We start from the raw sequence: 24,240 nt of genomic DNA, 5'->3' as shown, positions 1-24,240 counted from the left end.
CGGGGGGTCGCCCGCGGGCGGGCGACCGACTGCAGCATCTCCGCCAGACGCGCCTTAAACTGGTTGCCGGGAAAGGCCTGCTGAAAACAGGCGTTGACCAGCAGGGTGACAAGGATCGCGGTGTTAATCGCCACCCACAGCCAGAGCAGCAGCCGCACCAGGATCTCGCTCTGGCTGGTCATCGACGGGAAGGTTTGGGCGTAAATCACCGCCAGCGCCACCACGAAAAAGGCCAGTCCCAGCTTGCCCAGCACCCGCATCAGATAGATGGCGCAGAAAAAGAGCGCCACGGAGGCCGCCAGGCGGATCAGCGGGTAGTCATAGGTCCACTTGATGATCAGCAGCACGCCGCCGAGCGCCACGCTGACGGTGACAAAAAAGACCACGCTGACTAACTTAATCATCAACACGTTAGGCTGGCTGACGTAGAACACGACGATCAGCGCGACGGCCAGGAAGGGGATCTGCAGGGTCATGAACAGGGTGATGAGCACCGCACAGCTCAGCGTCAGGCGCAGCGTGTAGCTGGCGCGTCCCGGCGCGTCGCGCAGTTCCTGGCGTAAAAAATGGGCGAGAGGAAACATCGCGTCGCCCGGCTACGGCTGCAGCACGGCGCTGGCCGAGGCGCCCATGCGGAACAGAGCCGGATCGGGATCGCTGACGGCGATTTTCACCGGGAAGCGCTGCGAGACGTGGACCCAGTTAATGCTTTTCTGGATCAGCGGCAGGCCTTCGATGACGCTCCCGCCTTCGGGCAGGACCCCGGAGCCGACCGAATCGACCACCCCGTTAAAGGTCCGGTTGTGGTTGGTCATCACGGTGATCCGCGCCGCCACGCCAGGGCGCACGTTGTTCAGATCGGTCTCGCGGAAGTTCGCGATCACATACCAGCGGTCGTCATCCAGCAGGGTGAAGACCGGCTTCAGCGCCGAGGCGTACTGGCCGACGGTGGTTTTCAGCGCCACTACCACGCCGTTGAACGGCGCGCGCACTTCGGTAAATTCCAGATGCAGTTCGGCGAGGGCGATTTGCGCCAGGATCCCGGCGCGTTGCGCCACCATGGCATCCACGCCGGTCACGGCCGCCGAGGCCTGTCTGGCCTGCAGCAGCGTGGCTTCCAGCTCCGCCCGGGCCGCTTTCTCGGCGGTGCGCGCCTGATCGAGATCTTCCTGCGAGGCAAACCCCTGCGGCACCAGCGGTTCAAGGCGGATGCGCGTGGAGGTGGTCTGCTTGACCAGCGCTCTGGCGCGCTCGACGGCGGCCGCTACCGACTGGGCGTTATACTCCTGCGCTTTGATGGTGCGCTGGGTCAGCATAATCTGCGCGTCGAGGGTCGTCAGCCGGGCTTTCGCGTCATCGAGCATCGCCTGATAGGGACGGGGGTCGATGCGGAACAGCAGATCGCCTTTTTTCACCCGCTGGTTATCGCGGATGGGCATCTCCACGATGCGTCCGCTGACCTCGGGCACCACATCGATGGTATCGGCATAGACATAGGCGTCATTGGTCTCCGGCGACGTTTGCAACTGCCAGATAACCAGGATCAGCGCCAGGATGGCGGCGAGGACCAGCGCCAGCAGAGGCCATTTCTTGCGTAACAGGGGAGTGCGGGAAGTAGTCATAAGCGATCAGTGAACAAAAAACAGAAACCACAGCAGCGTGGCGAACAGGAACATCAGCGCGACATAGCTGAAGACCAGGGGAGAAAAGCGCGGCTGCCAGCCGTTACGGGTAATCAGGATATGGCAGGGGATGAGTAAAAACGCGCCGCCCAACAAGCAGAAAAACCAGCCGGGGAACGCGGCGCCCAATACCGGGATCGCTGGTGAGAGTGAGCAGCCGGTGAGCGGCAAGACGAGCAGTAGCCGCGCCGGGCGGGCTATGGTGGCAATATGATTCAATGGAACATCCCTGAGTGCTCTTACCAGTGTGTCATGAGTGTAATCGCCTCGTTGCGGGAATGAAAGTCAACCGTTCGTTGACTGCGGGATCCGTGCGCGCCGGAAGAGCGGGAGGATGCGCCAAATCCCTCTCCTGACGCCCATTACCGACTTGCGCATAGTCAGCCGTCACGGGGAGGACTATGCTTAGCCTGAAAGTCATAAAACAAGACCGAGGCAATGTCATGGATAAGGAATTACTGGAAGCCGGCTACCGGGCCTACACCGGGGAGAAAATCGACGTCTACTTTAATACGGCGATCTGTCAGCATTCCGGGAACTGCGTGCGCGGCAGCGCGAAGCTGTTCAATCTCAAGCGTAAGCCGTGGATCATCCCGGATGAAGTGGATGTCGCGACGGTGGTGAAGGTGATCGATACCTGCCCGAGCGGCGCCCTGCAATATCGTCATAAATAAGCGAGGAGAAGATGGAAATACTGGAAGGGCACAACAAATTTTATGTTAACGACGCGCAGGGTAACCAGGTCGCGGAGATTGTTTTTGTTCCCACCGGCGAACACCTCAGCATTATCGAACATACCGATGTCGATCCCAGCCTGAAAGGCCAGGGCGTGGGGAAACAGCTGGTGGCGAAGGTGGTGGAAAAAATGCGCCAGGAGCAGCGGAAGATTATTCCACTCTGCCCGTTTGCCAAACATGAATTCGATAACACCCGCGAATACGACGATATTCGCGCCTGACGTACCGGCACCGGTGTAAACCGGTGCGCTTTTCTCTCGCCAGCGCATCCGCGCCATTAGTCACTCTTCGCTTCCCCCATGCCTGTTCAAACGCCGACCGTGAGTTTGCTGATGAACGAGGCGGCTGCCTGTGCGGAAAGCGAGGGACCATATGCGGGTGATATTCCACCCGCTTTTTTACCCCCGCCAGCCGCTTCGCCGCGTTCAGCATCCGCTGGTTCAACCCCCGGGCGGCCAGCGAACAGGAAGAGAGGATGTCATCGGTCATCATTGATAGACAAAGGTAATGCCGATGATCGACTGCACATTACCGGCGGGGACCTGGCCTGTGGTCCGGGCGTAGGTCGCCGTCAGGCCGAGATTGACCGGCGAGGTTCCGACGGTGCCCAGCGAGACCGTGCTGTTCGCCGGCACGGCGCTGCCGTTGCGGGTAAGCTGGACGCCTATCCCCTGCGCCGGCGAGGCGGAGGCGGTGTTCGTGAAGATCGCGTGGGCGCTGTCCGCGGTGGCGCCGGAGAGGTAATACCCCAGCTGCTGGCTCTGCGCGCAGTGCACGGTGAGCGGCACGGCCATGGAGCCCGGGTAGTCGGGTAGGGTGACGGTGACATCGCGGGCAGAGACATCGCAGCCGCCGGTGGGGACCACCACGTCGTTATTGGCGTAGATGTTCCAGATGAACTGGAAGGAGTCGCTATTGTAGTTGTTGGTCTGATGCAGGATCAGCACCGCGATTAACGATCCTGCGGCGATCGCCACCCCGCCGGCGGTGCTGACCGGCGTCAGATACAGGACGGCGGGCCAGGGCTTATCGGTTCGTGAATCGTAAATCACCCGTGCCGTTTCCGTGGTGGTCGGGAAGGGGTAAGAGGTGCCGTTATATTTCACGGTGCCAGAGAAACTCGACAGCACGCCGCCATAGGCGGATCCGCGCTGCAGGGTCACGTAGTCAGTGATCGTTTCCGGATAGTCGTTATGGCAAAAAATCTGCGTGGAGAGGTCGACCACCAGGTTTTGCCCGACGTTGACCGCCGGGGTCAGGTTAACGTAGACATTGGCTGAGCCGCCGCCGATGGGGATCGTCGCGCCGGTGGCCGTTTTGCAGGCGAAGGACCAGGCGTTTATCGACCAGCCCAGCAGCAGCAGGGTGGTGAACAGGGGAATAATTTTTTTCATCATGATGCTCTCCTGGCTCAGGCGTAGGTATAGGTGACGTTAATCACCGCCTGAATGGTGCCTTGCGTGGCGCCGCCGTTGACCGACAGGGCCCTGACCTGCAGCGGGAAGCGGGCGGACTGGCTGGCCTCATCCACCTGTACCGACTGGCTGCTGCCGTTGTTCAGCGTGGCGCCGTCCTCGCTCTGCAGTTCGAGCTGAATATTGCCTGCCGTCCCCTGGTTTTTGTAATAGCCGGTGCTGTCCGCGGTCCCGCTGAAGGTGGCCTTCACCCGTGAGGTACCGACGGGGCAGTTGCTGAGATCCAGCGCCACGCTGTGCCAGGCCGATGCCGAGCCCGCGCCGATCAGGCTGAAGGTGTAAAGATCGCCCAGCTCGACGGTGGCATTGACGGTGGAGACCGTGCAGGGTCTGGCCACCACCTTCCCGTTGACGGTGAGGGTGACATCGGCCGCCCGCAGGGAAGGGCTCGCGGTTAACAGGCCGGCCAGCAGCCAGCCCACGTGGGTCCATTTCATTGCAGCCTCCGCTTACTGAAATTCCAGGGTGAATGTCGCTGTCGCATTGACATGCCCGGCGGTGACGGGCACCTGGGTGGCCATCAGACGGGCGTAAAAGTTCAGGATATTGGTCTGGCCCGGCGTCAGCGTGGTCCAGGCGATGGCTGACGACGGGGCATTGACGGGCAGCCGGGACTGCTGCTGGTCGAGAATCTCCACCCCCATTCCCGCCGCCGCCGAGGCGCCGGCGTCGAGTTTTAACAGGCTGGTATTGACGCTGTCCGCCACGCCGGTGAAGCCGACCTTCACCGCGGTGACGGAAGTGCCGCAGGGCGACAGCACGATACGGAACGGCACCGGCGGGGTCGTCGCCCCGACGGCGTAAAACTGCTTCGCGGCGTTGTCCTGTAAATCGACGGTGAACTCCTTCGACTCTCCGGCCACCGCGCAGGCGTTGTCGCGCACATAGCCGCTGATGGCGATCGTGCTGTCGGCAGCGAAGGCCAGCGGCGCGGCCAGCGTGAGCAGGGCGCCCAGCAGATACTGAGGTGTTCTCATCATCATCTCCTTAGCGACACGCGATGTACAGCTGGCTGAGCGCTTGCTGCCGGCTCTCCGGCGGCAGACGATAATCGGCCACGCACTGGGCGTCGGGGCCATCGCCCCATTTCACCCGCACCTTACCCGCCAGCGGCATCCCGCTGAGGTAGACCTGACCGTTATCCGCGACGATGCTGCCGCTCTGGTTGCTATCGCTGGTGGCGAGGGCGCCAAACGGCACCGGTTTGCCGCGATGGGTCAGCGTCATCAGGATCTTCATCCCCACCTGGGCGTTAAAGCTGGCGCGGACGATCGCCCCATGGGTAGGCACCACGCTGACCACCGCATCGTCAAGGTCGACATTGTCCGCCAGGGTGTTGGTGTCCAGCGCGACCCGGTTTTCGCGATACTCGGTGGCATACGGCAGGACGGCATATCCGCGCCAGTCGGTGCGAACCCCGGTCTGGTTTTCCACCTTCACGCCGCCGGCGCCGGGGGCTTTCACCAGCACCACGGTATCGTTCAGCGGCTGGCTCAAGGTGATGCCGTTGGCGTGCGCCAGCACGCCGCCGCTGACCCCGTAGTAAAGCTGTTTAAAGCCATCGCTGCGGCTGTAGCCGACGTTGGCGTTGCCGTAGCCGCCGCGGTAGTTGAGTGCGGTATAGCCGGTACTCCCGCTGTCGCCGTTGCCGCCGCCGGCATAGCCGGTTTGCACGCTATAGCTGAGGTTGTTGTCTTCCAGCAGGGTGCCGTACAGGCCCGCCAGATTGGTCATGCGGCCATTGAGATCGTGCGACAGGCTGTAGCTGGCGCTGGCGTGCCGCCAGACCGAACGGCTATCGGAACGCAGCCAGTGGCTGAAGGGGATATTGACGTTAACCGCCAGCATCTGATCGCGTCCCTGCTGCCAGGCGTTTTTCGTCAGGCTGTAGCTTAGCGACCAGTTGATATCGTCTACGGCGGCGTTGAGGCCGGCCTGCAGTTGCTCATCGGCATCGTCGGTGCCCCAGTAAGTCTGGTGGCTGCCGCTCAGATAGAGGGTGGCGGTGCGCCCCAGCTGTTGGGTCACGCTCAGCTGCACCTTGCCGCGTTTGCTGTAAGCCAGATTGTAGTAGTCGGTAAATTTGGGTTTCACCTGGATAACCCCGTCCTGAGTTTCCACGCTGTAGCCGCTCATCCGGCGGTAGGTGGTATCGGCAAAGTTATAGTAGCCGCGGGTGGAGTAGCGGTAGCCCACCAGCTGCAGGTTGGTGCCGGTCTCATCCAGTGACTTGTTATAGAGAAAACGCACCAACTGTCCCTGATGCTCGCTGTCGTCAGGCAGGGTGGCGTTGGCCTGGGTGATATCCAGCGACAAGGCGCCGAAATAGCCCATGTTTTTCCCTACCCCGAGGTTAAAGGCGCGATAGCGGTCCGCCAGCTGGGCGCCGCCGTACAGGGTCCAGCCGGCCGGCAGGCCATGCATGGCCGTGCTCTGGAAAAAATCGGGCGTTTCCTGCTGGCTGTTGCCGCTGCGGTACTCCCCGGCGGAGAGGGCGAAGCGGGTATGGCCTTCGCGCTGCAGCACCGGCACCGTTGACCAGGGCACGCTGAAGACCTGGCGGGTGCCATCCGCTTCTTTAATGGTGACCTGCAGATCGCCGCCGTTGCCCGCGGCGTAGAGATCGTCGATGGTAAACGGCCCCGGCGGCACCGTGCTCTGGTAGATTTCGTAGCCGTTTTGTTTGACTGACACCTGCGCGGTGCCGCGGGCGATCCCGTGGATCACCGGCGCGAAGCCTTTCTGGCTGTCCGGCAGCATATTGTCATCGGAGGCCAGCTGCGCGCCGCGGAAGTTGATCCCGTCGAAGACATCGCCGTTGGTGTAGCTATCCCCGAGGGTAAGCCGCGACCGCAGGGGAATGATGTCCCGCTCAAGCCAGCTGTTGACGTGCTGCCAGCGGTTCTCATTGGATGAGGCGCTGCCGCCGCTGCTGTAACTCCAGGTGCTGTTATCGCGCAGGCGCCAGGCGCCGAGGTTCAGCCCGCTCTGCAGATTCAGATAGGCATAACGGCTGTTCCCCCCGGTGGCGTTATGAACGTTATTGCCGGTGAAGTTATAGTTAATCAGCCCGGCGGTGATGCCGTTATCCCATAGCTCCGGCGGAATATAGCCGCGGGCGTGGCTGCCCATAAACGCCTGGGGTACGGTGAGATACAGGCGCTGCTGGCCGACATCGAAGCGGGTGGTGGCTTCGCTGATGAGCGTCGTTAGCGGCACGCAGGCCTTACTGTCCAGGGCCGCCATGCCCGTCACCCGTCCGGTATCCACCCCCATGCTCGCCAGCTGGCCGCGGGTCAGGCAGGGCGACAGGCCATGGCCCTGCGCGTCGGCCTGGAAAGTAACGTCCCGGGTAGTCATATAGCCGTTATTGAGGTAAATATCGACGCGATAGGTGCCCGGCGGGACCTCCTGGCCTTTTTCAAATCCCGACAGGTCTGCCACCGCCGCCGGATCGTCAGCTAAAAAGCGGGGGTTAAAATAGAGGTCCGCCTGTGCGGCAAACGGCTGCGAGCAGAGCCACAGCGTCAGCGCCGGCGTAATCAGGCGCCGGGCGCTTGGGCGACCACCATGGTCCAGTCCATATTTTCGATGTGACATAATCCCTCCGGTCCGACGTTGCCCGGCAGTCAGTGCTTCTGGTCATGCGCAGCGTGGCCCGCGCGGCGGGGCACACCAGAGTTAACGCAGTACGCCATTCATTTTCGGCGTCAGCGCGCCGTAATCGTTAATGGTGCGATAGGTGATGGTGCTGCCGGCATCCGCGGGCAGCTTGACGCTGGTTTTGCCCATCGGCGGCACCAGGGCGTTTTCCAGAATGCGCGTTCCGGCGTTCAGTTCGGTCACCGTCAGGTAATAGGGGGTGGGATTAGTCAGCGTTAGCGACGATCCGTTGCGGCTAAAGGTCAGCTTGTCCGGCGCCTGATCCGGGGGCAGGGCCAGTTTTGCCGGTCGGTAGTAGAGCTTGATGCGGCTGATAATCGCCAGCTGGAGGGTATTGTCGCTGAGCTTCGATTTATCCATTGAAGGAATGGCCTTCACGTTCATCCAGAACAGGCTTTCCCGATCCTGCGGCAGCTGGTTATTGGTCGCGTCGATAATGCGCAGGGTGTTCTCTTTTTTGCCCTGCATGGCAAACAGCGGGGGAGTGATAACAAACCGGCCGTCTCGCTGCCCATCGGCATTTTCCACCCATGACTGAATAAGCCAGGTGCTGTTGTCGTCGTTATTGGTGACCGCCAGCTGGACCTGTTTCTGACCCGCCGGGTAGATGACCCGGGTCGCGCCCAGCGCGACGCCCGCGTGCGCGCTGGCGCTCAACGCGCTGGCGGCGAAAAGCGCACATCCCGTCAGTATGCCGCGTATCGTCGTTGCCGTTTTTCTCACATTATCTCCTTGTCTGCTCACGGTGTTGTCCTGCTGGTCTGCGGGTTGATTACTGGTAGGTTAATGAGAACCAGGCCTGGGCGTTGGCCGCCCCGCCGGTGACCTGGCGTCCGGTCGCCCGATATTTGGCGACGAAATTTAGCGTCGTCGGTCCGCGGTAGAGCGGCACCCAGCGATCCGGCGGACGATTGAGGGGCAGCTGCTGGCCCTGACTGTCGAACAGCGCAATGCCGATCCCGCTGGCGATCCCCGGGCCTTCGCCCACCGACAGCACATCGGGGTTTTTGCCGTCAGCCACGCCGTGAAATGCCACCCCGACATGCTGGCTGACCGCCGTACTGCAATCCTGTAAATGAATCGCGAAAGGGATCGGGTTGCTGTCTTCGCCCACGTCGTGAAACCGGTTACTGCTGATCTGTCCCAGATGGACCGTCATCTGCCGATCGCCGGCTTCAACGCGGCAGGAACTGGCCATGATCAGGCCCTGAAAGCGCATGCTCCCTCCCGGCAGCGTGACGTTCCACTGATTACCGGCCAGCGCCAGCGGAGGCAGCAGCAGTAGCAGACCCGATTTCATTCCCTGCATCGTTTCACCCCGGTTGCAAAATTAAGCGCGGGCCCTCCTGGCCCGGATGGCTTCCTTGCCTGATGGTTGCCTTACTCGTACTGCACTTTGAAGGTGGCGTCCGCGTTCGCGATACCGGCGGTCGCGGCACCAGTGGCGTAGTAACGCGCCTGGAACGGAATGATGTTGGTGCCGTCATTCAGGGTGGTGGCTGCGCTGAAGGTGGCGCCGTCCAGCGCCAGCGGCGTGCCGGTGTTGTCGAGGATCTGTACGCCGACGTTGGTCGCGCTGCCGGCGGCAGAGTTTTGCAGCGCCAGAACGGTGGTATTGCTGCTGTCGATAGCCGTACCGGCGAAGGCGACGGACGCTTTGGTTGCTACCGTGGTGTCGCAATCATCCAGCTGAATGTTGAAACCGACGGACGAACTGGTGCTCCCCGCCGTGGCCAGCTTCGCGGAACGCACCTGGCCCAACTGGACGGTTTGATCGATAGAGCCGGCATCTACCGCACAGGCCGCGTTAACGACTTCCCCTTTAAAATGGACGGTCCCGCCGTTAACCGTGGTGGTATCGGCCAGGGCCGCCGCGGAGCTCAGAGACAGGGCTGACACAACAATCATTGCCAGTGTTTTGATTTTCATACTGTTTTCCTTTGAACGATGTCGAAATAACGAACCGGATTGGCAGCCGTTGTGCCTTCCAGGCATTTCAGATTTCAGCCGAGTGGTCCGGCTGCCGGCTCTGCACAGTTTTCGCCCAACCGATGAGACAATTGGGGCCATTTTGACTCGTTGAGATAAACGATCTGATTTCCGTTTAATTACGCTTATTTTATGGTGTTAAGTTCTGAGAAATGTTGTTTATATGGATATTTCATCTGTGGTTGTTGGCGGAGTGCGAAAGGAAGAGCGATGCCGCTGGCGAAGGCGCGTCGATGCCCCGGGAGGTCAGGGTGAGAAAAGTGCGTAATTGATGTTTTAAAAATGATTTAAAATCAGATGATTATGAATTTTTTTGCAGAAATATGGCGTGGTGAGTTGCAAAATATGTCAAAACATTTTTATGATATAAACAGTTTGGCCCCAATTGACCTGTTCACGGTTTATTTTTTTAATTAAATTCAATCGGTTGTATCAATTCCCGCTTCCGCATTGTTTTCTCCAATAAGATTATTTCTTTCCCATATTCCGGCAAAACGCGCCGCATTGCTGGCGGTGTAGCGCACCGTGTGTCGAATATTACGATGACCGAGATAATCCTGGATCAAACGGGTATCTGTCCCTCTTTCCGCCAGTTCGTAGCCGCAGGCGTGACGCAGCATATGGGGGTGGGTCTGCGTTACGGTACCTGCCTTTTCCCCGGCGGCGCGAATAATACGATATGCCTGCTGGCGTGAGAGCGGGGTACCGCGACGGGAGATAAACAGCGCGTCGGTTTTGGCCGCCGCTTTCCAGCCGGCGCGGACCTGACTCCAGCGCTCAATAGCCTCACGTTCATCAAAGCGCAGCGGGTGAATAGTCGAAAAACCGTTCTTCAACCGCCGCACATTGACCCGGCCTTCCCGTAGATCCAGATCGTGATAGTGCAGATCCAGCAGTTCGCTGATGCGCATCCCGTGGCGAAAGGCGAGCAGGATGAGGCAGTAGTCCCGCTCGCCGGTGGCGCCCTGACGCGCGGCCTGCATCATAGCCTGAACTTCTTTGGCGGTAAGAAAACGACGTCGGTTCACAATAGTTGCTCCTGAAAAAGATGTGAGGGGGCATCATGGCGAAACCATACGCCATGACGGAAAAGATCCGGAATGCGAGAACGGTACAAGGTGAAGGCGATTAACCACGCATAGATAGCATATTATATTTACAGCCAGTCAAAATATCGCCTGGCGATAATTCTTAATTTTAGAGATTTTAAGCAAGGCCACAATAGATCTGCTCGGGTTTCATAGCATGTGCATAAAATAAAAGGTTTTTTTCAGGCGATAGATTTTAAAAATAGCGGGATGGATTTTTAGCCAACAATAAATAGTCACGGCAAAACCTGAATTTATGCAGGGTTAATTGAACGATGTGACCGCAGGATTAAATAAGAACTTGCGGGAACAGTAATCATAATTAACCGAGGGTTAATTTATTGATATTTAATTTCCCCGCAACGCGGTACAACGCCATCCGTGGCGTCAGGCTTACTGAAGCAGCGACAGGCGCTGTTTGTCGCGCGTATTGTCCCAGATACCATAGAAGCGTCCCGCGTTGCTGGCGGTATACCAGACGGTATGGCGAATATTGCGGTGTCCGAGATAGTCCTGGATCAGGCGGGTATCGATACCCATATTGGCCAACGCAAAGCCACACGAGTGACGCAGCATGTGCGGGTGGATCTCCAGCGGCAATCCCGCCTGGTCGCCAGAAGAGGCGATAATCTGATAGAACTGCTGGCGGGAAAGGGGATTGCCTTTGCGGGAGAGAAACAGCCACTCGCTGGCGGCCTGCGGCCAGGTGTTGCGAATGGCCAGCCAGCGCTTTAGGGCGTGGATCTCTTTATTCAGCAAAGGGTGGGTGGTCGAGAACCCCTTTTTTAGCCGATGGATATAAACGCAGCGGGAAGCAAGGTCGATATCGGATATTCGCAGGCGACAGATCTCGCTGGCGCGCAGACCATGGATGAAGCACAGCAGCGTCAGGCAATAATTACGTGCGGCGTAGGGACCGCTATCGGCGGCTTTTAGTAGCGACTCGATTTCATTCTGAGTCAGGAAGTTCCTTTTTTTAATATCGGCGTTATTCGTCATGGTGTTCCCTTTTATGGCAGGCAAATATTACGCTTTCCAGGCCTGCGTCAGGTCATTGTTGAATGCGACTGCCTTTTTATTTTTAAACAGCGTGCTGATAACGTTTTTATTTGCTACGGGTGCACGCAGTATCATGGGCTATCGCCATCCCCTGCGATAAGACGCCGCATGCTGAAGGGTAAAGAAAGGGTTAGCTGGTTGAACTGGCGAATCTTTCCTGGAGGTTTCCACGTCCTGTACATCCCTGATCCTCTTGATGATGCCCACGTGATGATGAAGGCACTGGCTTCCGGCCACGGCAAGGCGGCCATCAATGCCGTCATGATTTATTTCCCGGCTGTCGGGGCGGCACGGCGTCAGCCAGCCGGCCGCCCGTATCTCAGCGACGGGAATGGCATGAGTAATTTCTCAGACAGAATACAACCTTGAACCGTCTGGATAGCATTCACTGCAAAACTACAACAGTGATTAAACCATACTGCAAAAAGCCTGGGGATAATAGCCATTGTCTCTGTAAGGGCACTTTACGTCTTATTTAAAGGGTTGAGCTTAATCTTAATAGTGCAGGGGTAGCAGCGGGCGGTAATCGGCGGTAGCGGTGATATCAGGCTGTGGGTATTAGTAGCCATGGACTGCGGACCGGTTGCGGGTAATATTCTGCAGCAAACTAAGAATAAAGAGCAGGCAGGGCTGGACGCGACGGTCCGGCGTCACAGGCGGAGTGAAAGGCTCCGGTGGCAGAAGACCTCGATCTGACATTCGCCGGAGCAGGCTGACTTACCATTTTTCGTCGCGGGCTTCCTGACGACCTTCGCGGCGGTTTTCCCGCTTATCGTGACGGCAGCTGGCGTTGCTTTGATTGTTGTTGCTGACGCACTCTTGCCTGGTTTCACGGCCCTGCTCGCGGCTATCCTGGCGGATATCGCGGGCGTCCTGGCGCTGGTCGCTGCGCCAGGTCGCCTGCGCCGAAAGCGAGGGCGTCAGCAGCGCGACGCACGCCAGGGCGAGTAAGCATCTTTTCATCGGAGTGGTCCTGTTAATGCATGTATTAAATAAATAGCAGTTAATGAATATTCGTGCCTGATGCGCAGGATGATAAAGTACATAAAGTGCCAGGATAGCGATAACTGATTTATTTTTATCTGTTTTTAGGGGTGTAACGACTGCTCTTATATGTTATTCAGGGTGCCAGCATTAAAAACAAACGTCTGTGGTATGCTGAAGAGAGTAAAGTGCTTTGTGCAAAGATAGGGCAGAGGGTAGGTACAGGAGCCCGCTGATGCTGATAATGCGGAGCCTTGTGACCTCGAGCATTGACGAGAAAAACGCCGATAAATCATCCATCCTTGAAAACAGGCACTATTGTTCGCCGGGCATGAGATTGTCGTCCGGTGGTTCATCTCTTTTCACCATGGCATAACGATGATGATTCCGATTGCGCAGCGCGACTGGCGCCTGCTGGTCGCCGGGAGCGGCGGCCTTCTTCTGCTGGCCGCCGGCGTCACCTTGCACAGCCACTGGAGCGACTTTCTCCAGTGGTGCCTCGCCACGCAAATTACCCTGCATCGCTATCTGGTGATGTACCTTTTGCTGCTGAACAACCATCAGTACAGCGGCGGCGTCTGGCTGCTGGTGGGCGCATTTCTTTACGGCGTGCTGCATGCTATCGGACCGGGCCACGGTAAGTTTATCGTCACCACTTACCTGAGCACCAACCAGGAGAGCCTGACCGCGGCGCGGGTGGTGCCTTTTCTCGGCAGCCTGCTGCAGGGCGTGAGCGCCATCCTGTTTGTCTATATTCTCGCGGTGGGGCTGAATCTGGCCGCCGGCGATCTCAGCGCCAGCCGCTGGTACGTCGAGAAGATCAGCGCCCTGACCATCGCCGCCTTTGGGGTTTACGTTATCTGTCGCGCGCTGCAAAGCCTGCGGCCGGGTAAAACAAGGATACGCGCCCGGAGGCCGGCGCATCAGCATGATGCCGCGTGCGGCTGCGGGCACCACGGCGTGGGGCAGGACCTGCAGGGCGCCGACTGGAAGACACGTCTGGGCGTGGTGCTGGCTATCGGCGCCCGGCCCTGCAGCGGAGCGATTATGATCCTGCTGTTCGCCAACGCGCTGGGGATCGTCAGCTGGGGCATCGCCGCGGTGATGACCATGGCGCTGGGCACCGCGCTCTCGATCCTCGGTCTATCGCTGGCGGTGCACTATGCCCGTCACCGTACCGTCAACCGGCTGACGGCGACCAGCCGTCCGCGGCCCTGGCTGGTGCCTCTGGTGAAGATCCTCGGCGGGCTGGCGCTGATCCTCTTTGCCGCCGGGTTGTTTTTCACCGTGGTGCCGATCAGCGCTAACGGCGACTTTATCGCTGCGGGCTGTTAACGGCTTTCCAGCAGGCGCATCAATATCCGCAGCGCCTGATCCAACTGCTGGCGCTCGCCATCGCTGAGCCCCGCCAGCAGCTGCCGTTCATTATCGACATGGGTCTCCACCGCCTCATCGATGCGCTCACGTCCGGCGGGCGTCAGGGCGACCAGCATACTGCGGGCGTCTTCCGGATTGGGCAGGCGGGTAATAAACCCGCGTTTTTCCAGCGCCTTCAGGCGATGAGTCATGGTGCCGGAGGTGATCATCAGCGTGGAGAAGAGCTGGGTCGGCGAAAGAATGAACGGCGCCCCGGCGCGGCGCAGCGTCGCCAGCATGTCAAACTCCCAGCGCACCAGTTCGTGGCGCGTAAAGGCCACTTCCACCTGCGGCTCCAGCAGCATGGCGCACCGTTTCAGACGGCCAATCGGTCCCATTGGGCTGCAGTCGAGGTCCGGTCGCTCCCGTTGCCACTGGGCGAGAATCCGATCAACGGCGTCGATCGGCGGTGATTTGTCCATGAGTGCTCACTTGTCTTGATATCAAGATAATTGCGGGTACATACTTGAGGCACCAATTTAACTTGAAGTGAAGATAAAATCATGGCTTTTCTCTCGCGTAGTCTGATGCTCGACCTGCTGCTCACGGCGCTGGCGCCCGCTATCTGGGGGACGACCTACATCGTCACCTCCCAGTTTCTTCCCCCTGACCGGCCGTTTATTGCCGCACTGCTGAGGGTGTTGCCGGCAGGTATCGCCCTGCTGATCTGGAGCCGCCGCTTTCCGCAGCGCGGCGAATGGCTAAAGCTTATCGTTACCGGCATCTTAAATATTGGCGCGTTTCAGGCGCTGTTGTTTATCGCCGCCTATCGCTTACCCGGCGGCCTGGCGGCAGTGATTGGCGCGATCCAGCCGCTGCTGGTGATGCTTCTCGCCTGGTGCGTAGACCGGCAGCGCTCGCCCTGGCTGGCGGTATTCTCAGCCCTTGCCGGCATACTCGGTATGGCCATGCTGCTGCTGTCGCCGCGCACCGTCCTCGACCCGCTGGGCATCGGCGCGGCGTTTCTCGGGGCGATCAGTATGGCGCTGGGCACCTGGCTCTCCCGCCGCTGGGCGCTCTCCCTGCCGATCGTCGCGTTAACCGGCTGGCAGCTGGCGATCGGCGGGGTGGTGCTGGCGCCAGTGGCGCTGATCGTTGACCCCCCTTTGCATCAGGTGACTGCGCTGCAGGCGGCCGGCTATCTGTGGCTGTGCGTGGCGGGCGCCATGCTGGCCTATGGCCTGTGGTTCCGGGGGATTGGCCGCCTCTCGCCGGTAGCGGTGTCGGCAATGAGCCTGCTGAGCCCGGTGACCGCCGTAGTGCTGGGGTGGATTTTCCTTGGACAAACGATCCAGGGGATGGCGCTGGTCGGGCTGATCGTGGTGCTGGCGAGCGTATTGTCTATTCAGCGCGCGCTGGCGCGCCAGGCGGCGGGGGCAAAAACGAAAAAAGCCCCATAACGGGGCTCGACATTGCTGTGTGCGGGGTAGGCGGCGGGAGCCAGACCAGCCGCCCGCAGGCGGCCTGTCCGGCAGCTCCCTCTGCAACCATTCGCTTATTTAGAGAGCTCGGCGGTCATATGGACCTGGTTGCCGGTGTACGCTTCGGTGATGTGGTAGGAAGCGCCTTGTTCTTTCGCAATGGTCGCGATTTTCGCTTCTGCGCTGTCCAGGGTATCTGCTGTTACGCTCACCGGATGAGCGAAGCTAGCGAAAGAGACCAGGGAGAGCATACCGGCAGCGGCGAGTAATTTTACGTTTTTCATGGTGTTTGTCCTTTTAACTTTTATGGTGGAAAGCGTGTTTGCTTTCGATGGACTTATAATAAGTCTGCTAACTATAACGCGCGTGGCAAAAAGTGCGATTTAGATCACATTTTTATGGCGGTTTGATAATGGGGAAATGAACCTTTCTCTATTTTTTGATTTAAAAACAACGTATTAGTGATTGATTTCTGCAGGGGATATCACGCGGACTGCCTGTGCTCAGAGTGTGGAATGCGCCTCATTTACGCGGTTGTCATTCATTGTGTGAATTGTTTGGGCAATTTTTAACCGCCGTCATGGCGGATTCGGACGATTCGCAATAGCCCTCTGGCGGCCATTTCGGCATGCTGAGGCGGCCCTTTCTCTCGCGCCCTGGCGTCAGGCTTTCCGTGCTGTAAACAACCACCACCCCGTTTTCACCTATCAATAATTATTTATTAATAGCCATTAGGTATATGTTATATAACTTAATGAAACGTGAACAAATGTATATTTGTCGGCGAATAAATAGCATTCTTTGACGCCGATAGCACCAGCGAACTTATATTTTTTGGTTCGTTACCTGACGCCTTAAATATTGCGGCTCCCGGTCAGTCGAAGATTCTATTAGCAGTGGCATAAATCAGCATCGCCTGATGTTTCTGGTTCTATGCGAATTCACAGTGTGCTCATTGATTCGTAATTCACTCTGACAAGGAAATGGCAATGAAAAAGGTTCTTCTCTCTGCAGCAATGGCAACCGCGTTTTTTGGCATGACTGCTGCCCATGCAGCTGATACCAATGTTGGCGGCGGCCAGGTTAATTTCTTCGGTAAAGTTACCGATGTATCCTGTACTGTTTCTGTTAACGGCCAGGGCAGCGATGCGAACGTTTACCTGTCTCCGGTAACCCTGACTGAAGTTAAAGCGGCAGCAGCGGATACTTACCTGAAACCGAAATCTTTCACCATTGACGTCTCTAACTGCCAGGCGGCTGACGGCACCAAACAGGATGACGTAAGCAAACTGGGCGTAAACTGGACCGGCGGTAACCTGCTGGCTGGCGCAACCAGCAAACAACAGGGCTACCTGGCGAACACCGAAGCTTCCGGTGCTCAGAACATCCAGCTGGTGCTGTCTACTGACAACGCTACCGCGCTGACCAACAAAATCATCCCGGGTGACAGCACTCAGCCGAAAGCGAAAGGCGATGCTTCCGCTGTAGCCGATGGCGCGCGTTTCACCTACTACGTAGGCTACGCCACCAGCGCGCCGACCACTGTGACCACCGGTGTGGTAAACAGCTACGCGACTTACGAAATTACTTACCAGTAATTCCGTCAGAAAATAAAACTGCCCCGCGATGGGGCAGTTAATAACAATAATAAAGCGGCAATGTCCGCCGCTTGTATTTTTATTCTGAGGTCAGCATGAAGCGTATTGCCCTTTTTTTCTGTTTCATTTTTAGTTTTGCGGCCCATGCCAACAATATTATTGTTAACGGTACCCGCTTTATTTATCCAGGAAATGAAAAAGAAATAACGGTACAGCTTTCAAATAACGCCGACCGTCCGGCGCTGGCGCAGGCCTGGCTGGATAACGGCGATGCCGATGCCACACCGGATACCATTACCACCCCGTTTATTATCACCCCGCCGATTTCGCGCGTTGACGCCAAGAGCGGCCAGACGCTGCGTATTAAGCTCGGCAGCAGCGCCGGTCTGGCGAAAGATAAAGAGTCGCTGTGGTGGCTGAATCTGCTGGAAATTCCGCCGGTGGTGGCTGATCAGAAAAATGAAGGCCAGAACGTGCTGCAGCTGGCGATCCGTTCCCGCTTTAAATTTATTTATCGTCCTGCCGGGCTGGGCAACCGCGATGCGGCGGCCGAGAAGCTGACCCTGACCGCCAGCGGCAGCAGTCTCGCCATCAACAACCCGACGCCGTTCTACATTACCGTCAGCCGTATTTCCCGCGACGGCGGTAAAGCCCTGAACAGCAAAACCGTGATGCTGGCGCCGCAGTCCAGCCAGACGGTGGCGCTCTCCTCCGCCGTCAACCGCGGCGAAACCCTGACCGTTAACAACATTAATGACTATGGCGCCGATGTCGCAGTGAAAGTGGCCGTTAAATAAGGGAAAAGCTAATGAAGCAGAGGTCATTCTGCCCGGGAAGATTAAGCACCGCGATCGCCATCGCGCTGTGCTGCTTTCCGCCATTTTCCAGCGGACAGGAAAACCCGGGAACGGTATATCAATTTAACGACGGCTTTATTGTCGGCAGTCGCGAAAAGGTCGACCTGTCCCGCTTCTCGACCAGCGCGATTACCGAAGGCACTTACTCCCTTGACGTCTACACCAACGACGAATGGAAAGGGCGCTACGATCTGCGCATCGCGCGCGACAAAGACGGTAACCTTGGGGTCTGCTACACCAAAGCGATGCTGACCCAGTACGGCATCGCGGCGGAAAAGCTCAATCCGCAGCTGAGCGAACAGGAAGGCTATTGCGGTAGCCTCAAATCCTGGCGCAACGAAGACAACGTCAAAGACAACCTGGTCCAGTCCTCCCTGCGGTTGAACATTTCAGTGCCGCAGATCTATGAAGATCAACGCCTGAAAAACTATGTCAGCCCGGAGTTCTGGGACAAAGGCATTACCGCGCTTAATCTTGGCTGGATGGCCAACGCCTGGAACAGCCACACCTCTTCGGTCGGCGGGTCGGATAACAGCAGCGCCTACCTTGGCGTCAACGCCGGTCTGTCGTGGGACGGCTGGCTGCTGAAGCATATCGGTAACCTGAACTGGCAGCAGCAGCAGGGTAAAGCGCACTGGAACAGCAACCAGACCTATCTCCAGCGGCCGATCCCGCAGATCAACTCCATCGTCAGCGGGGGGCAGATTTTTACCAATGGCGAATTTTTCGATACCATCGGTCTGCGTGGGGTCAACCTCGCCACTGATGACAATATGTTCCCGGACGGCATGCGCTCCTATGCCCCGGAAATTCGCGGCGTGGCGCAGAGCAACGCCCTCGTCACCGTGCGTCAGGGCAGCAACATTATCTATCAGACCACGGTTCCGCCGGGGCCGTTTACCCTGCAGGATGTCTATCCATCCGGCTATGGCAGCGATCTTGAAGTCTCGGTAAAAGAGGCGGATGGCTCGGTGGAAGTGTTCAGCGTGCCTTACGCCTCCGTTGCTCAGCTGCTGCGTCCGGGCATGACCCGCTACGCGCTCTCCGCCGGTAAAGTGGACGACAGCGGGCTACGCAACAAGCCGATGCTCTATCAGGCGACCTGGCAGCACGGGATCAATAATCTGCTGACCGGCTACACCGGGGTCACCGGCTTTGACGACTATCAGGCCTTCCTGGTGGGCACCGGGATGAACACCGGGATCGGCGCGCTCTCTTTTGACGTCACCCATTCGCGGCTGAAGAGCGATACCCATGATGACTCGGGGCAGAGCTATCGCGCCACCTTTAACCGCATGTTCACCGATACCCAGACCAGCATCGTGCTGGCGGCATATCGCTACTCGACGAAAGGTTATTACAACCTCAACGATGCGCTGTACGCCGTCGATCAGGAAAAAAACAGCCGCAGCAACTATACGCTGTGGCGGCAAAAAAACGGCATGACCTTCACGGTGAACCAGAACCTGCCGGACGGCTGGGGCGGGTTTTATCTCAGCGGTCGTATTTCCGATTACTGGAACCGCTCCGGGACCGAGAAGCAGTATCAGGTCAGCTACAACAATTCGTTTGGTCGTCTCTCCTGGTCGGCGAGCGCCCAGCGCGTCTATACCCCGGACAGCTCCGGCCATCGCCGCGACGATCGCATTTCACTCAACTTCAGCTACCCGCTGTGGTTTGGCGATAACCGCACCGCCAACCTGACGTCGAACACCTCGTTCAACAACTCGCGCTTTGCCAGCTCGCAGATTGGTATCAACGGCTCGCTGGACAGTGAAAACAACCTTAACTACGGCGTGTCGACCACCACCGCCACCGGCGGTCAGCACGATGTGGCGCTCAACGGCAGCTACCGTACGCCATGGACCACCCTCAACGGCAGCTATAGCCAGGGCGAAGGGTATCGTCAGAGCGGCATTGGCGCCAGCGGGACGATGATCGCCCACAGCGGCGGCGTGGTGCTCTCGCCGGAAAGCGGCTCGACGATGGCGCTGATTGAAGCCAAAGACGCGGCCGGCGCCATGCTCCCGGGATCGCCGGGCACCCGCGTGGACAGCAACGGTTACGCCATCCTGCCGTATCTGCGCCCGTACCGGATCAACGCCGTCGAGATCGACCCGAAAGGCAGCCATGACGACGTGGCCTTCGATCGCACTGTGGCGCAGGTTGTGCCGTGGGAAGGCAGCGTGGTTAAGGTGGCGTTCGGCACCACGGTGCAGAACAACCTCACCCTGCAGGCGCGCCAGGCGAACCATGAGCCGCTGCCGTTCGCGGCGAGTATTTTCTCCCCCGACGGCAAGGAGATCGGCGTCGTCGGTCAGGGCAGCATGATGTTCATCAGCGATGCGAACGCCAAACGCGCGATTGTGAAGTGGAGCGGCGGGCAGTGTTCGGTGGATCTGGGACAGCAAACAACAAAGGATAGCGTATGTCGCTGAGGAAATTACTGACGCTTTTTATCGTCTTAATGGCGCTGGGCACCACCTCGTCCTGGGCCGTCTGTACGCGTCTCTCTTCGCCAACGGTGATGCTGGACATGGTGGTGGGCAGGGTGGTGGTGCCCCCGGATCTGCCGGTGGGCTCGGTGATCCTCACCCGCGACTGGACGATGAGCGCCCCGGGCGGGGCGAGCTATCGCTGTACCTCCGGCACCAACCGCTTCGCGGCGAAGATCGTCTCGCCAGGGGCCACCGATCTTGGGAATAAAATTTATTCCACCAACGTGCCGGGGATTGGTATGCGTTTCAGCCGCGGCGGCGCGACGGTGAATATCGTCTATCCTGACGTCTATTCGTCCCGAGTGTATAACACCACCAACTATTCCCTTGAAGGGTCACGTTTTACGCTGGAGATTATCAAAACCGCGGCAACCACCGGCAGCGGCACCCTCGCGGCGGGAAAATACACCTCCTATGACTGGGAGAGCGGCGGCAACCCGATCCTCGAAACCTATCTGAGCGCCAATGCGATCACCGTGGTCTCGCCCTCCTGTTCGGTACTGAGCGGGAAAAATATGAATGTTGATGTGGGCGCCATCAGACGCACTGACCTGAAAGGGGTGGGCACCACCGCGGGCGGGAAGGATTTTAATATCGATCTGCAGTGCAGCGGCGGCCTGAGTGAAACGGGATATGCCAACATCAGCACCTCTTTTTCCGGCACCCTGGCGACCAGTACCACCGCCACCATGGGCGCCTTGCTGAATGAAAAGGCCGGCAGCGGGATGGCGAAAGGCGTCGGCATCCAGGTGCTGAAGGATGGATCCCCGCTGCAGTTTAATAAGAAATATACCGTTGGCCGCTTGAATAATCAGGAGACTCGCTACATCACCATCCCGCTGCACGCGCGCTTTTATCAGTATGGCCCGACGACCAGCACCGGCGAGGTGGAGTCGCATATGATCTTTAACCTGACGTACGATTAATACGGGAGGGGGAATGAAGGGATTGCCGAAACATACTATCGCGTGGCTGCTGCTCTGCGGCAGCCTCGCTGCCCCCTCGGCGTGGGGTTTCGAGACCAATTATGATCGCGGACGGGTCGATTTTGCCGGGCGGGTGACGGATATTTCCTGCAGCGTCGCGCTCAATGGCGGCCAGCATGCCGGCAGCGGCAACGTCTGGCTGGCGCCGGTCAGCCTGGCGGAAGTGCACGATCGCGGGGCCGGCGCGTTTATGAAGCCGCAGCCTTTTACCCTGGCGCTGTCAAACTGCCAGCTGCGTCATGACGGCGGCGCCGCCTCGCAGGACGAGGTGCGGCGGGTCAGCGTTCGCTGGGTCGACGGTTTTTTACTGACGGCGGTCGGCAATGAGAACGCGGGCTATCTGGCCAATACCTTGCCAGACGGAGCGCAGAATATTTATCTGGCGCTGTCGACCAATGATAATAATACGCTGGATAAGAGTAATAAAATTGTCCCTGCGGACCCGCAGCAAAATCAGGTGCATTTGCAGGAAAGCGCGGTCAGCGGCGGCCTGTTCACCTATTATGTGGGCTACGTTTCGCCGACGCCGAAAAGCGCCACCAGCGGGCCAATTACCAGCTGGGCAACGTGGGAATTAGTTTATAATTAAGCGAGACGAAAAAGCCGGGCAAGCCCGGCTTTTTTATATGACAATATCGTCGGCAACCAGCTGTTCAATGCTGACTTCCTGCCAGTAATGCCCCTGAATAGCAAACCATTCCATACCCTGCAGCCATTTTTTATGGGCTTCGCTTTCCACGCCTTCAATAATCACGTTGTGATGATTGCGGGATAAAAAGGTGACCAGCGCATCCATCAGCTGACGGCCGGACTCTTTGCGCATCAGATGCCAGAAAAAATCTTTATCAATTTTGACATAGTCAAAATGATAACCGCTGATGGCGTTTATCCCCGCGTAGCCAGAGCCGAAGTCGTCGAGCCACAGCGAGGTATCCTGCGGGCTTTGCCAGGCGGCGAGGGAATTATTCAAAAGCTTTTCGGCGTTTTCGGTCACTTCAAAATGAACGCAGGTCAGGGCGGCAATTTTCTCTTTTATTTCCTTCTGGCGTAGCAGATTCAGGATATGGTCATCGACGTTAATGGTGGCGGAAATATGGTTACGTAAAAACCATGCTTTATGCTGTTCAATCAACGCCAGTTGCTCGAGAAAAATACGTTCACGAACCGCCGCGGTGGCATGGCGGAAAAAATATTCTGGCGAAACGGGAAGATTATCGAAGCGGCTTAAGCATTCAACTGCGACTAAGGTACCTTGTGGGGAAAACATTTTCTGAAAGACGTAGCGTACAGCGATATCATTACGAGATAAAATGTTGTCTTCGAATATTTTAGTGTTCATTATCCCTCTTCACGAGGTTAGTCAGACAATAAGCAGAGGATAGTCTAATTATAGGCTACCTGATGGTTAATGGGAATGGCAGGAAATGTAAATCAACAGCGAATAAGTACGCTTTATCCGCTATTGATTGACCGCTGTAAAATTTAACATTGATGAAGGGCGGCAATACGCTGGTTCATCGTGCGGGAATTATCAATGCCCAGCTTTTGCATGATATGGATACGATGGCTGTGGACCGTTTTATGGGCAATGCCGAGCAGGGCGGCAATACGCTTATTATTATTGTTGGCAATCAGCAGTTCGAGGATCTGGCACTCCCGCGGCGACAGCTGTTTGCGCAATCGTCGCGGCGGCGGTTCGCTGGCGCCCTTCGCGCGCTGGATAATGGAAGTAAACATAGATAGCGGTGAGTTTTCGCTAATAATCATGGCATTATCGACAGTTATCAACTCTCGGCATAGCCCGGCAATGTCGCTTTTTACCATCAGCACCGGCTGCTGGCAGCGCTGCAGGGAAAGGCGGAGCGCATTCAGCAGATCAAGGATTCTGATGGCAGAAATATCCTTATTAATTAAATTGAAAATAACCGTTTGGGCCACAGGCAGATGTTTTCTCTGGATAACATCGTCATAGCCAAAACGGGTGGCATTTTCATGACTATCAATAAGGTAGTGATAGATTGAGTGACCAATGAGATTATCATTGGTGTACAGCAATATACTTTCCAAGGGTATCAGATTCTCTTTTTGCGCTTGGCTTCTAAGATCAGGTCCAGCAGAATCTTCTCTATTCTGCGCTGGTCGTCGAGATGACGGAACTTAAACTGGCAGGATATCTGATAGTAGCTTTCGCTCTCTTCATTGGGATTGTCGAGGGTGATAATAATGACATTTTTTACCACCAGGTCGATGGTGATCTCGCCATATTCCGCCAGCATCAGTACGGCATTTTTCAGCAATGCGTTATGACTGAGAAATTTCAGGTTTGGCGTTTTGGTCATCAGCGCGCAACCGCCGTCCGAAATGTCTTTGATGTCGAAAAGATAGTTTTCGCCATTTTTATGGCGCCCGCGGCAATAAAAGTCATGCTCGTGGCGTAAACGAAAGCGGGGATCGCGGCGACGCTGCACGACCTGCAGGCATTCAGGCAAGGAAAAGGCGTAGCGGATACCTTTATCGACACCGCTATTGTCATGTTTTGTCAGGGCTGCATTAAACTCTATTTTCCCTGAATCGCTATGCAGTAGAAAACGAATTTTATGACCCGGTGGGATTTTGCGATGGGTCTGAATATGGAACTCGGCAAAGTCCACGCGCGTCAGTTGGGTTATGATACTGGTGTTGTTAAAAAATATTTCAATTTCAGTACGTTTGCGCAACTCCTCTCTGAAAATAGCAATAATTTCATACTTACTGGTCTTTATCGTTCCCTCTGTCATAGGCTTCCCT

General features: G+C 57.4%; 28 protein-coding genes and 1 pseudogene. 10 read left to right on the top strand and 19 right to left on the bottom strand.

Annotated elements, in window-relative coordinates:
• From ABLV04_RS12310 to ABLV04_RS12300, 3 genes are all read right to left on the bottom strand, one after another.
• Positions 1–584: FUSC family protein (locus ABLV04_RS12310; RefSeq protein WP_348815777.1), on the bottom strand; the 584-nt coding region annotated here is incomplete at its 3' end.
• Positions 585–596: 12 nt separating this feature from the next.
• Positions 597–1,622, bottom strand: a complete 1,026-nt coding sequence (gene mdtN, locus ABLV04_RS12305; RefSeq protein WP_023290946.1) for a multidrug transporter subunit MdtN — start codon at positions 1,620–1,622, stop codon at positions 597–599.
• 6 nt (positions 1,623–1,628) lie between these two features.
• Positions 1,629–1,901 (bottom strand): YtcA family lipoprotein, encoded by a 273-nt coding sequence (locus ABLV04_RS12300; protein WP_032454006.1) that lies wholly within the window; start codon positions 1,899–1,901, stop codon positions 1,629–1,631.
• 224 nt (positions 1,902–2,125) lie between these two features.
• On the opposite strand from ABLV04_RS12300, the gene yjdI reads away from it, so the two are divergent.
• Both yjdI and ABLV04_RS12290 read left to right on the top strand, forming a co-directional pair.
• Positions 2,126–2,356 carry a 4Fe-4S mono-cluster protein YjdI gene (gene yjdI / locus ABLV04_RS12295; protein WP_004205354.1) on the top strand — a complete coding sequence of 77 codons (231 nt, stop codon included), beginning with the start codon at positions 2,126–2,128 and terminating at the stop codon, positions 2,354–2,356.
• 11 nt (positions 2,357–2,367) lie between these two features.
• On the top strand, positions 2,368–2,640 hold the full coding sequence (locus ABLV04_RS12290) for a GNAT family N-acetyltransferase (RefSeq protein ID WP_002916201.1): 273 nt from the start codon (positions 2,368–2,370) through the stop codon (positions 2,638–2,640).
• Between the two features lie 76 nt (positions 2,641–2,716).
• Here ABLV04_RS12290 and ABLV04_RS12285 read toward each other — a convergent pair.
• The 10 genes and pseudogenes from ABLV04_RS12285 to fimB form a co-directional block, all read right to left on the bottom strand.
• Positions 2,717–2,866, bottom strand: a pseudogene (locus ABLV04_RS12285) (fimbrial protein); the annotation flags it as partial.
• Positions 2,867–2,907: 41 nt separating this feature from the next.
• Positions 2,908–3,813 carry a fimbrial protein gene (locus ABLV04_RS12280; protein WP_180266123.1) on the bottom strand — a complete coding sequence of 302 codons (906 nt, stop codon included), beginning with the start codon at positions 3,811–3,813 and terminating at the stop codon, positions 2,908–2,910.
• A 17-nt stretch (positions 3,814–3,830) separates the two neighbouring features.
• Complete coding sequence (locus ABLV04_RS12275) at positions 3,831–4,316, bottom strand: fimbrial protein (RefSeq protein ID WP_072199039.1); 486 nt, start codon at positions 4,314–4,316, stop codon at positions 3,831–3,833.
• A gap of 27 nt (positions 4,317–4,343) precedes the next feature.
• On the bottom strand, positions 4,344–4,871 hold the full coding sequence (locus tag ABLV04_RS12270) for a fimbrial protein (RefSeq protein WP_023290941.1): 528 nt from the start codon (positions 4,869–4,871) through the stop codon (positions 4,344–4,346).
• 10 nt (positions 4,872–4,881) lie between these two features.
• Entirely contained in the window at positions 4,882–7,494 is a 2,613-nt protein-coding gene (locus tag ABLV04_RS12265; protein WP_180266121.1) for a fimbrial biogenesis usher protein, read from the bottom strand.
• An 81-nt stretch (positions 7,495–7,575) separates the two neighbouring features.
• Positions 7,576–8,250, bottom strand: a complete 675-nt coding sequence (locus ABLV04_RS12260) for a fimbria/pilus periplasmic chaperone (RefSeq protein WP_224359464.1) — start codon at positions 8,248–8,250, stop codon at positions 7,576–7,578.
• 79 nt (positions 8,251–8,329) lie between these two features.
• Positions 8,330–8,866 carry a fimbrial protein gene (locus ABLV04_RS12255; protein WP_049013341.1) on the bottom strand — a complete coding sequence of 179 codons (537 nt, stop codon included), beginning with the start codon at positions 8,864–8,866 and terminating at the stop codon, positions 8,330–8,332.
• A 71-nt stretch (positions 8,867–8,937) separates the two neighbouring features.
• A complete protein-coding gene (gene fimA / locus ABLV04_RS12250; RefSeq protein WP_004205364.1) occupies positions 8,938–9,486 on the bottom strand; it encodes a type 1 fimbrial major subunit FimA in 549 nt (182 codons plus the stop codon).
• 479 nt (positions 9,487–9,965) lie between these two features.
• On the bottom strand, positions 9,966–10,574 hold the full coding sequence (gene fimE, locus ABLV04_RS12245; protein WP_032454002.1) for a type 1 fimbria switch DNA invertase FimE: 609 nt from the start codon (positions 10,572–10,574) through the stop codon (positions 9,966–9,968).
• A 453-nt stretch (positions 10,575–11,027) separates the two neighbouring features.
• Positions 11,028–11,633 carry a type 1 fimbria switch DNA invertase FimB gene (gene fimB / locus ABLV04_RS12240; RefSeq protein WP_023290937.1) on the bottom strand — a complete coding sequence of 202 codons (606 nt, stop codon included), beginning with the start codon at positions 11,631–11,633 and terminating at the stop codon, positions 11,028–11,030.
• A gap of 168 nt (positions 11,634–11,801) precedes the next feature.
• Between fimB and ABLV04_RS12235 the strand changes: the two genes are divergently transcribed.
• Positions 11,802–12,062, top strand: a complete 261-nt coding sequence (locus tag ABLV04_RS12235; protein WP_032428979.1) for a hypothetical protein — start codon at positions 11,802–11,804, stop codon at positions 12,060–12,062.
• Between the two features lie 348 nt (positions 12,063–12,410).
• On the opposite strand, the gene ABLV04_RS12230 is transcribed toward ABLV04_RS12235, so the two are convergent.
• Entirely contained in the window at positions 12,411–12,656 is a 246-nt protein-coding gene (locus tag ABLV04_RS12230; RefSeq protein WP_180266120.1) for a hypothetical protein, read from the bottom strand.
• Between the two features lie 399 nt (positions 12,657–13,055).
• On the opposite strand from ABLV04_RS12230, the gene ABLV04_RS12225 reads away from it, so the two are divergent.
• Complete coding sequence (locus tag ABLV04_RS12225; protein ID WP_180266119.1) at positions 13,056–14,012, top strand: nickel/cobalt transporter; 957 nt, start codon at positions 13,056–13,058, stop codon at positions 14,010–14,012.
• Here the strand turns inward: ABLV04_RS12225 and ABLV04_RS12220 are convergent.
• Positions 14,009–14,515 carry a MarR family transcriptional regulator gene (locus tag ABLV04_RS12220; RefSeq protein ID WP_023290934.1) on the bottom strand — a complete coding sequence of 169 codons (507 nt, stop codon included), beginning with the start codon at positions 14,513–14,515 and terminating at the stop codon, positions 14,009–14,011. The genes ABLV04_RS12225 and ABLV04_RS12220 overlap by 4 nt on opposite strands.
• 81 nt (positions 14,516–14,596) lie before the next feature.
• Between ABLV04_RS12220 and ABLV04_RS12215 the strand changes: the two genes are divergently transcribed.
• A complete protein-coding gene (locus ABLV04_RS12215) occupies positions 14,597–15,493 on the top strand; it encodes an EamA family transporter (RefSeq protein WP_023290933.1) in 897 nt (298 codons plus the stop codon).
• Positions 15,494–15,588: 95 nt separating this feature from the next.
• On the opposite strand, the gene ABLV04_RS12210 is transcribed toward ABLV04_RS12215, so the two are convergent.
• Positions 15,589–15,798: a DUF1471 domain-containing protein gene (locus ABLV04_RS12210; RefSeq protein WP_002916131.1), complete on the bottom strand. Its 210-nt coding sequence runs from the start codon at positions 15,796–15,798 to the stop codon at positions 15,589–15,591.
• Between the two features lie 705 nt (positions 15,799–16,503).
• Here ABLV04_RS12210 and mrkA point away from each other — a divergent pair.
• From mrkA to mrkF, 5 genes are all read left to right on the top strand, one after another.
• Positions 16,504–17,112: a type 3 fimbria major subunit MrkA gene (mrkA, locus tag ABLV04_RS12205; protein WP_000756959.1), complete on the top strand. Its 609-nt coding sequence runs from the start codon at positions 16,504–16,506 to the stop codon at positions 17,110–17,112.
• Positions 17,113–17,207: 95 nt separating this feature from the next.
• The gene (mrkB, locus tag ABLV04_RS12200; protein WP_023290932.1) at positions 17,208–17,909 is read left to right on the top strand and encodes a type 3 fimbria chaperone MrkB; all 702 of its coding nucleotides are present in this window, start codon (positions 17,208–17,210) and stop codon (positions 17,907–17,909) included.
• Positions 17,910–17,920: 11 nt separating this feature from the next.
• On the top strand, positions 17,921–20,407 hold the full coding sequence (gene mrkC / locus ABLV04_RS12195; RefSeq protein WP_023290931.1) for a type 3 fimbria usher protein MrkC: 2,487 nt from the start codon (positions 17,921–17,923) through the stop codon (positions 20,405–20,407).
• The gene (gene mrkD / locus ABLV04_RS12190) at positions 20,398–21,393 is read left to right on the top strand and encodes a type 3 fimbria adhesin subunit MrkD (protein WP_023290930.1); all 996 of its coding nucleotides are present in this window, start codon (positions 20,398–20,400) and stop codon (positions 21,391–21,393) included. Before mrkC ends, mrkD begins: the two co-directional genes overlap by 10 nt.
• Before the next feature lie 13 nt (positions 21,394–21,406).
• A complete protein-coding gene (mrkF, locus tag ABLV04_RS12185) occupies positions 21,407–22,042 on the top strand; it encodes a type 3 fimbria minor subunit MrkF (protein ID WP_023290929.1) in 636 nt (211 codons plus the stop codon).
• Positions 22,043–22,075: 33 nt separating this feature from the next.
• On the opposite strand, the gene mkrJ is transcribed toward mrkF, so the two are convergent.
• From mkrJ to mrkH, 3 genes are all read right to left on the bottom strand, one after another.
• Positions 22,076–22,792 carry a phosphodiesterase MrkJ gene (mkrJ, locus tag ABLV04_RS12180; RefSeq protein ID WP_023290928.1) on the bottom strand — a complete coding sequence of 239 codons (717 nt, stop codon included), beginning with the start codon at positions 22,790–22,792 and terminating at the stop codon, positions 22,076–22,078.
• Positions 22,793–22,935: 143 nt separating this feature from the next.
• On the bottom strand, positions 22,936–23,508 hold the full coding sequence (locus ABLV04_RS12175) for a LuxR C-terminal-related transcriptional regulator (RefSeq protein ID WP_023290927.1): 573 nt from the start codon (positions 23,506–23,508) through the stop codon (positions 22,936–22,938).
• A gap of 17 nt (positions 23,509–23,525) precedes the next feature.
• A complete protein-coding gene (mrkH, locus tag ABLV04_RS12170) occupies positions 23,526–24,230 on the bottom strand; it encodes a transcriptional activator MrkH (RefSeq protein WP_023290926.1) in 705 nt (234 codons plus the stop codon).
• Positions 24,231–24,240 lie beyond the last annotated feature (10 nt).

This window comes from Klebsiella sp. JN_Kp127 (assembly GCF_040062505.1).
GTDB classification, from domain to species: Bacteria; Pseudomonadota; Gammaproteobacteria; order Enterobacterales; family Enterobacteriaceae; genus Klebsiella; species Klebsiella quasipneumoniae.
This window is presented reverse-complemented; position numbering and strand designations above follow the sequence as displayed.

Excerpts from the sequence above, each read along its gene's own strand:
- ABLV04_RS12290 (WP_002916201.1), top strand. The coding sequence starts at position 2,368 with ATGGAAATACTGGAAGGGCACAACAAATTTTATGTTAACGACGCGCAG.
- mrkA (WP_000756959.1), top strand. The coding sequence starts at position 16,504 with ATGAAAAAGGTTCTTCTCTCTGCAGCAATGGCAACCGCGTTTTTTGGC.
- ABLV04_RS12235 (WP_032428979.1), top strand. The coding sequence starts at position 11,802 with ATGCTGAAGGGTAAAGAAAGGGTTAGCTGGTTGAACTGGCGAATCTTT.
- mrkF (WP_023290929.1), top strand. The coding sequence starts at position 21,407 with ATGAAGGGATTGCCGAAACATACTATCGCGTGGCTGCTGCTCTGCGGC.
- fimB (WP_023290937.1), bottom strand. The coding sequence starts at position 11,633 with ATGACGAATAACGCCGATATTAAAAAAAGGAACTTCCTGACTCAGAAT.
- ABLV04_RS12280 (WP_180266123.1), bottom strand. The coding sequence starts at position 3,813 with ATGAAAAAAATTATTCCCCTGTTCACCACCCTGCTGCTGCTGGGCTGG.
- mrkC (WP_023290931.1), top strand. The coding sequence starts at position 17,921 with ATGAAGCAGAGGTCATTCTGCCCGGGAAGATTAAGCACCGCGATCGCC.
- mrkB (WP_023290932.1), top strand. The coding sequence starts at position 17,208 with ATGAAGCGTATTGCCCTTTTTTTCTGTTTCATTTTTAGTTTTGCGGCC.
- ABLV04_RS12215 (WP_023290933.1), top strand. The coding sequence starts at position 14,597 with ATGGCTTTTCTCTCGCGTAGTCTGATGCTCGACCTGCTGCTCACGGCG.
- ABLV04_RS12225 (WP_180266119.1), top strand. The coding sequence starts at position 13,056 with ATGATGATTCCGATTGCGCAGCGCGACTGGCGCCTGCTGGTCGCCGGG.
- ABLV04_RS12230 (WP_180266120.1), bottom strand. The coding sequence starts at position 12,656 with ATGAAAAGATGCTTACTCGCCCTGGCGTGCGTCGCGCTGCTGACGCCC.
- mrkH (WP_023290926.1), bottom strand. The coding sequence starts at position 24,230 with ATGACAGAGGGAACGATAAAGACCAGTAAGTATGAAATTATTGCTATT.
- yjdI (WP_004205354.1), top strand. The coding sequence starts at position 2,126 with ATGGATAAGGAATTACTGGAAGCCGGCTACCGGGCCTACACCGGGGAG.
- ABLV04_RS12255 (WP_049013341.1), bottom strand. The coding sequence starts at position 8,866 with ATGCAGGGAATGAAATCGGGTCTGCTACTGCTGCTGCCTCCGCTGGCG.
- ABLV04_RS12210 (WP_002916131.1), bottom strand. The coding sequence starts at position 15,798 with ATGAAAAACGTAAAATTACTCGCCGCTGCCGGTATGCTCTCCCTGGTC.
- mdtN (WP_023290946.1), bottom strand. The coding sequence starts at position 1,622 with ATGACTACTTCCCGCACTCCCCTGTTACGCAAGAAATGGCCTCTGCTG.
- fimA (WP_004205364.1), bottom strand. The coding sequence starts at position 9,486 with ATGAAAATCAAAACACTGGCAATGATTGTTGTGTCAGCCCTGTCTCTG.
- ABLV04_RS12220 (WP_023290934.1), bottom strand. The coding sequence starts at position 14,515 with ATGGACAAATCACCGCCGATCGACGCCGTTGATCGGATTCTCGCCCAG.
- ABLV04_RS12265 (WP_180266121.1), bottom strand. The coding sequence starts at position 7,494 with ATGTCACATCGAAAATATGGACTGGACCATGGTGGTCGCCCAAGCGCC.
- mrkD (WP_023290930.1), top strand. The coding sequence starts at position 20,398 with ATGTCGCTGAGGAAATTACTGACGCTTTTTATCGTCTTAATGGCGCTG.
- ABLV04_RS12270 (WP_023290941.1), bottom strand. The coding sequence starts at position 4,871 with ATGAGAACACCTCAGTATCTGCTGGGCGCCCTGCTCACGCTGGCCGCG.
- mkrJ (WP_023290928.1), bottom strand. The coding sequence starts at position 22,792 with ATGAACACTAAAATATTCGAAGACAACATTTTATCTCGTAATGATATC.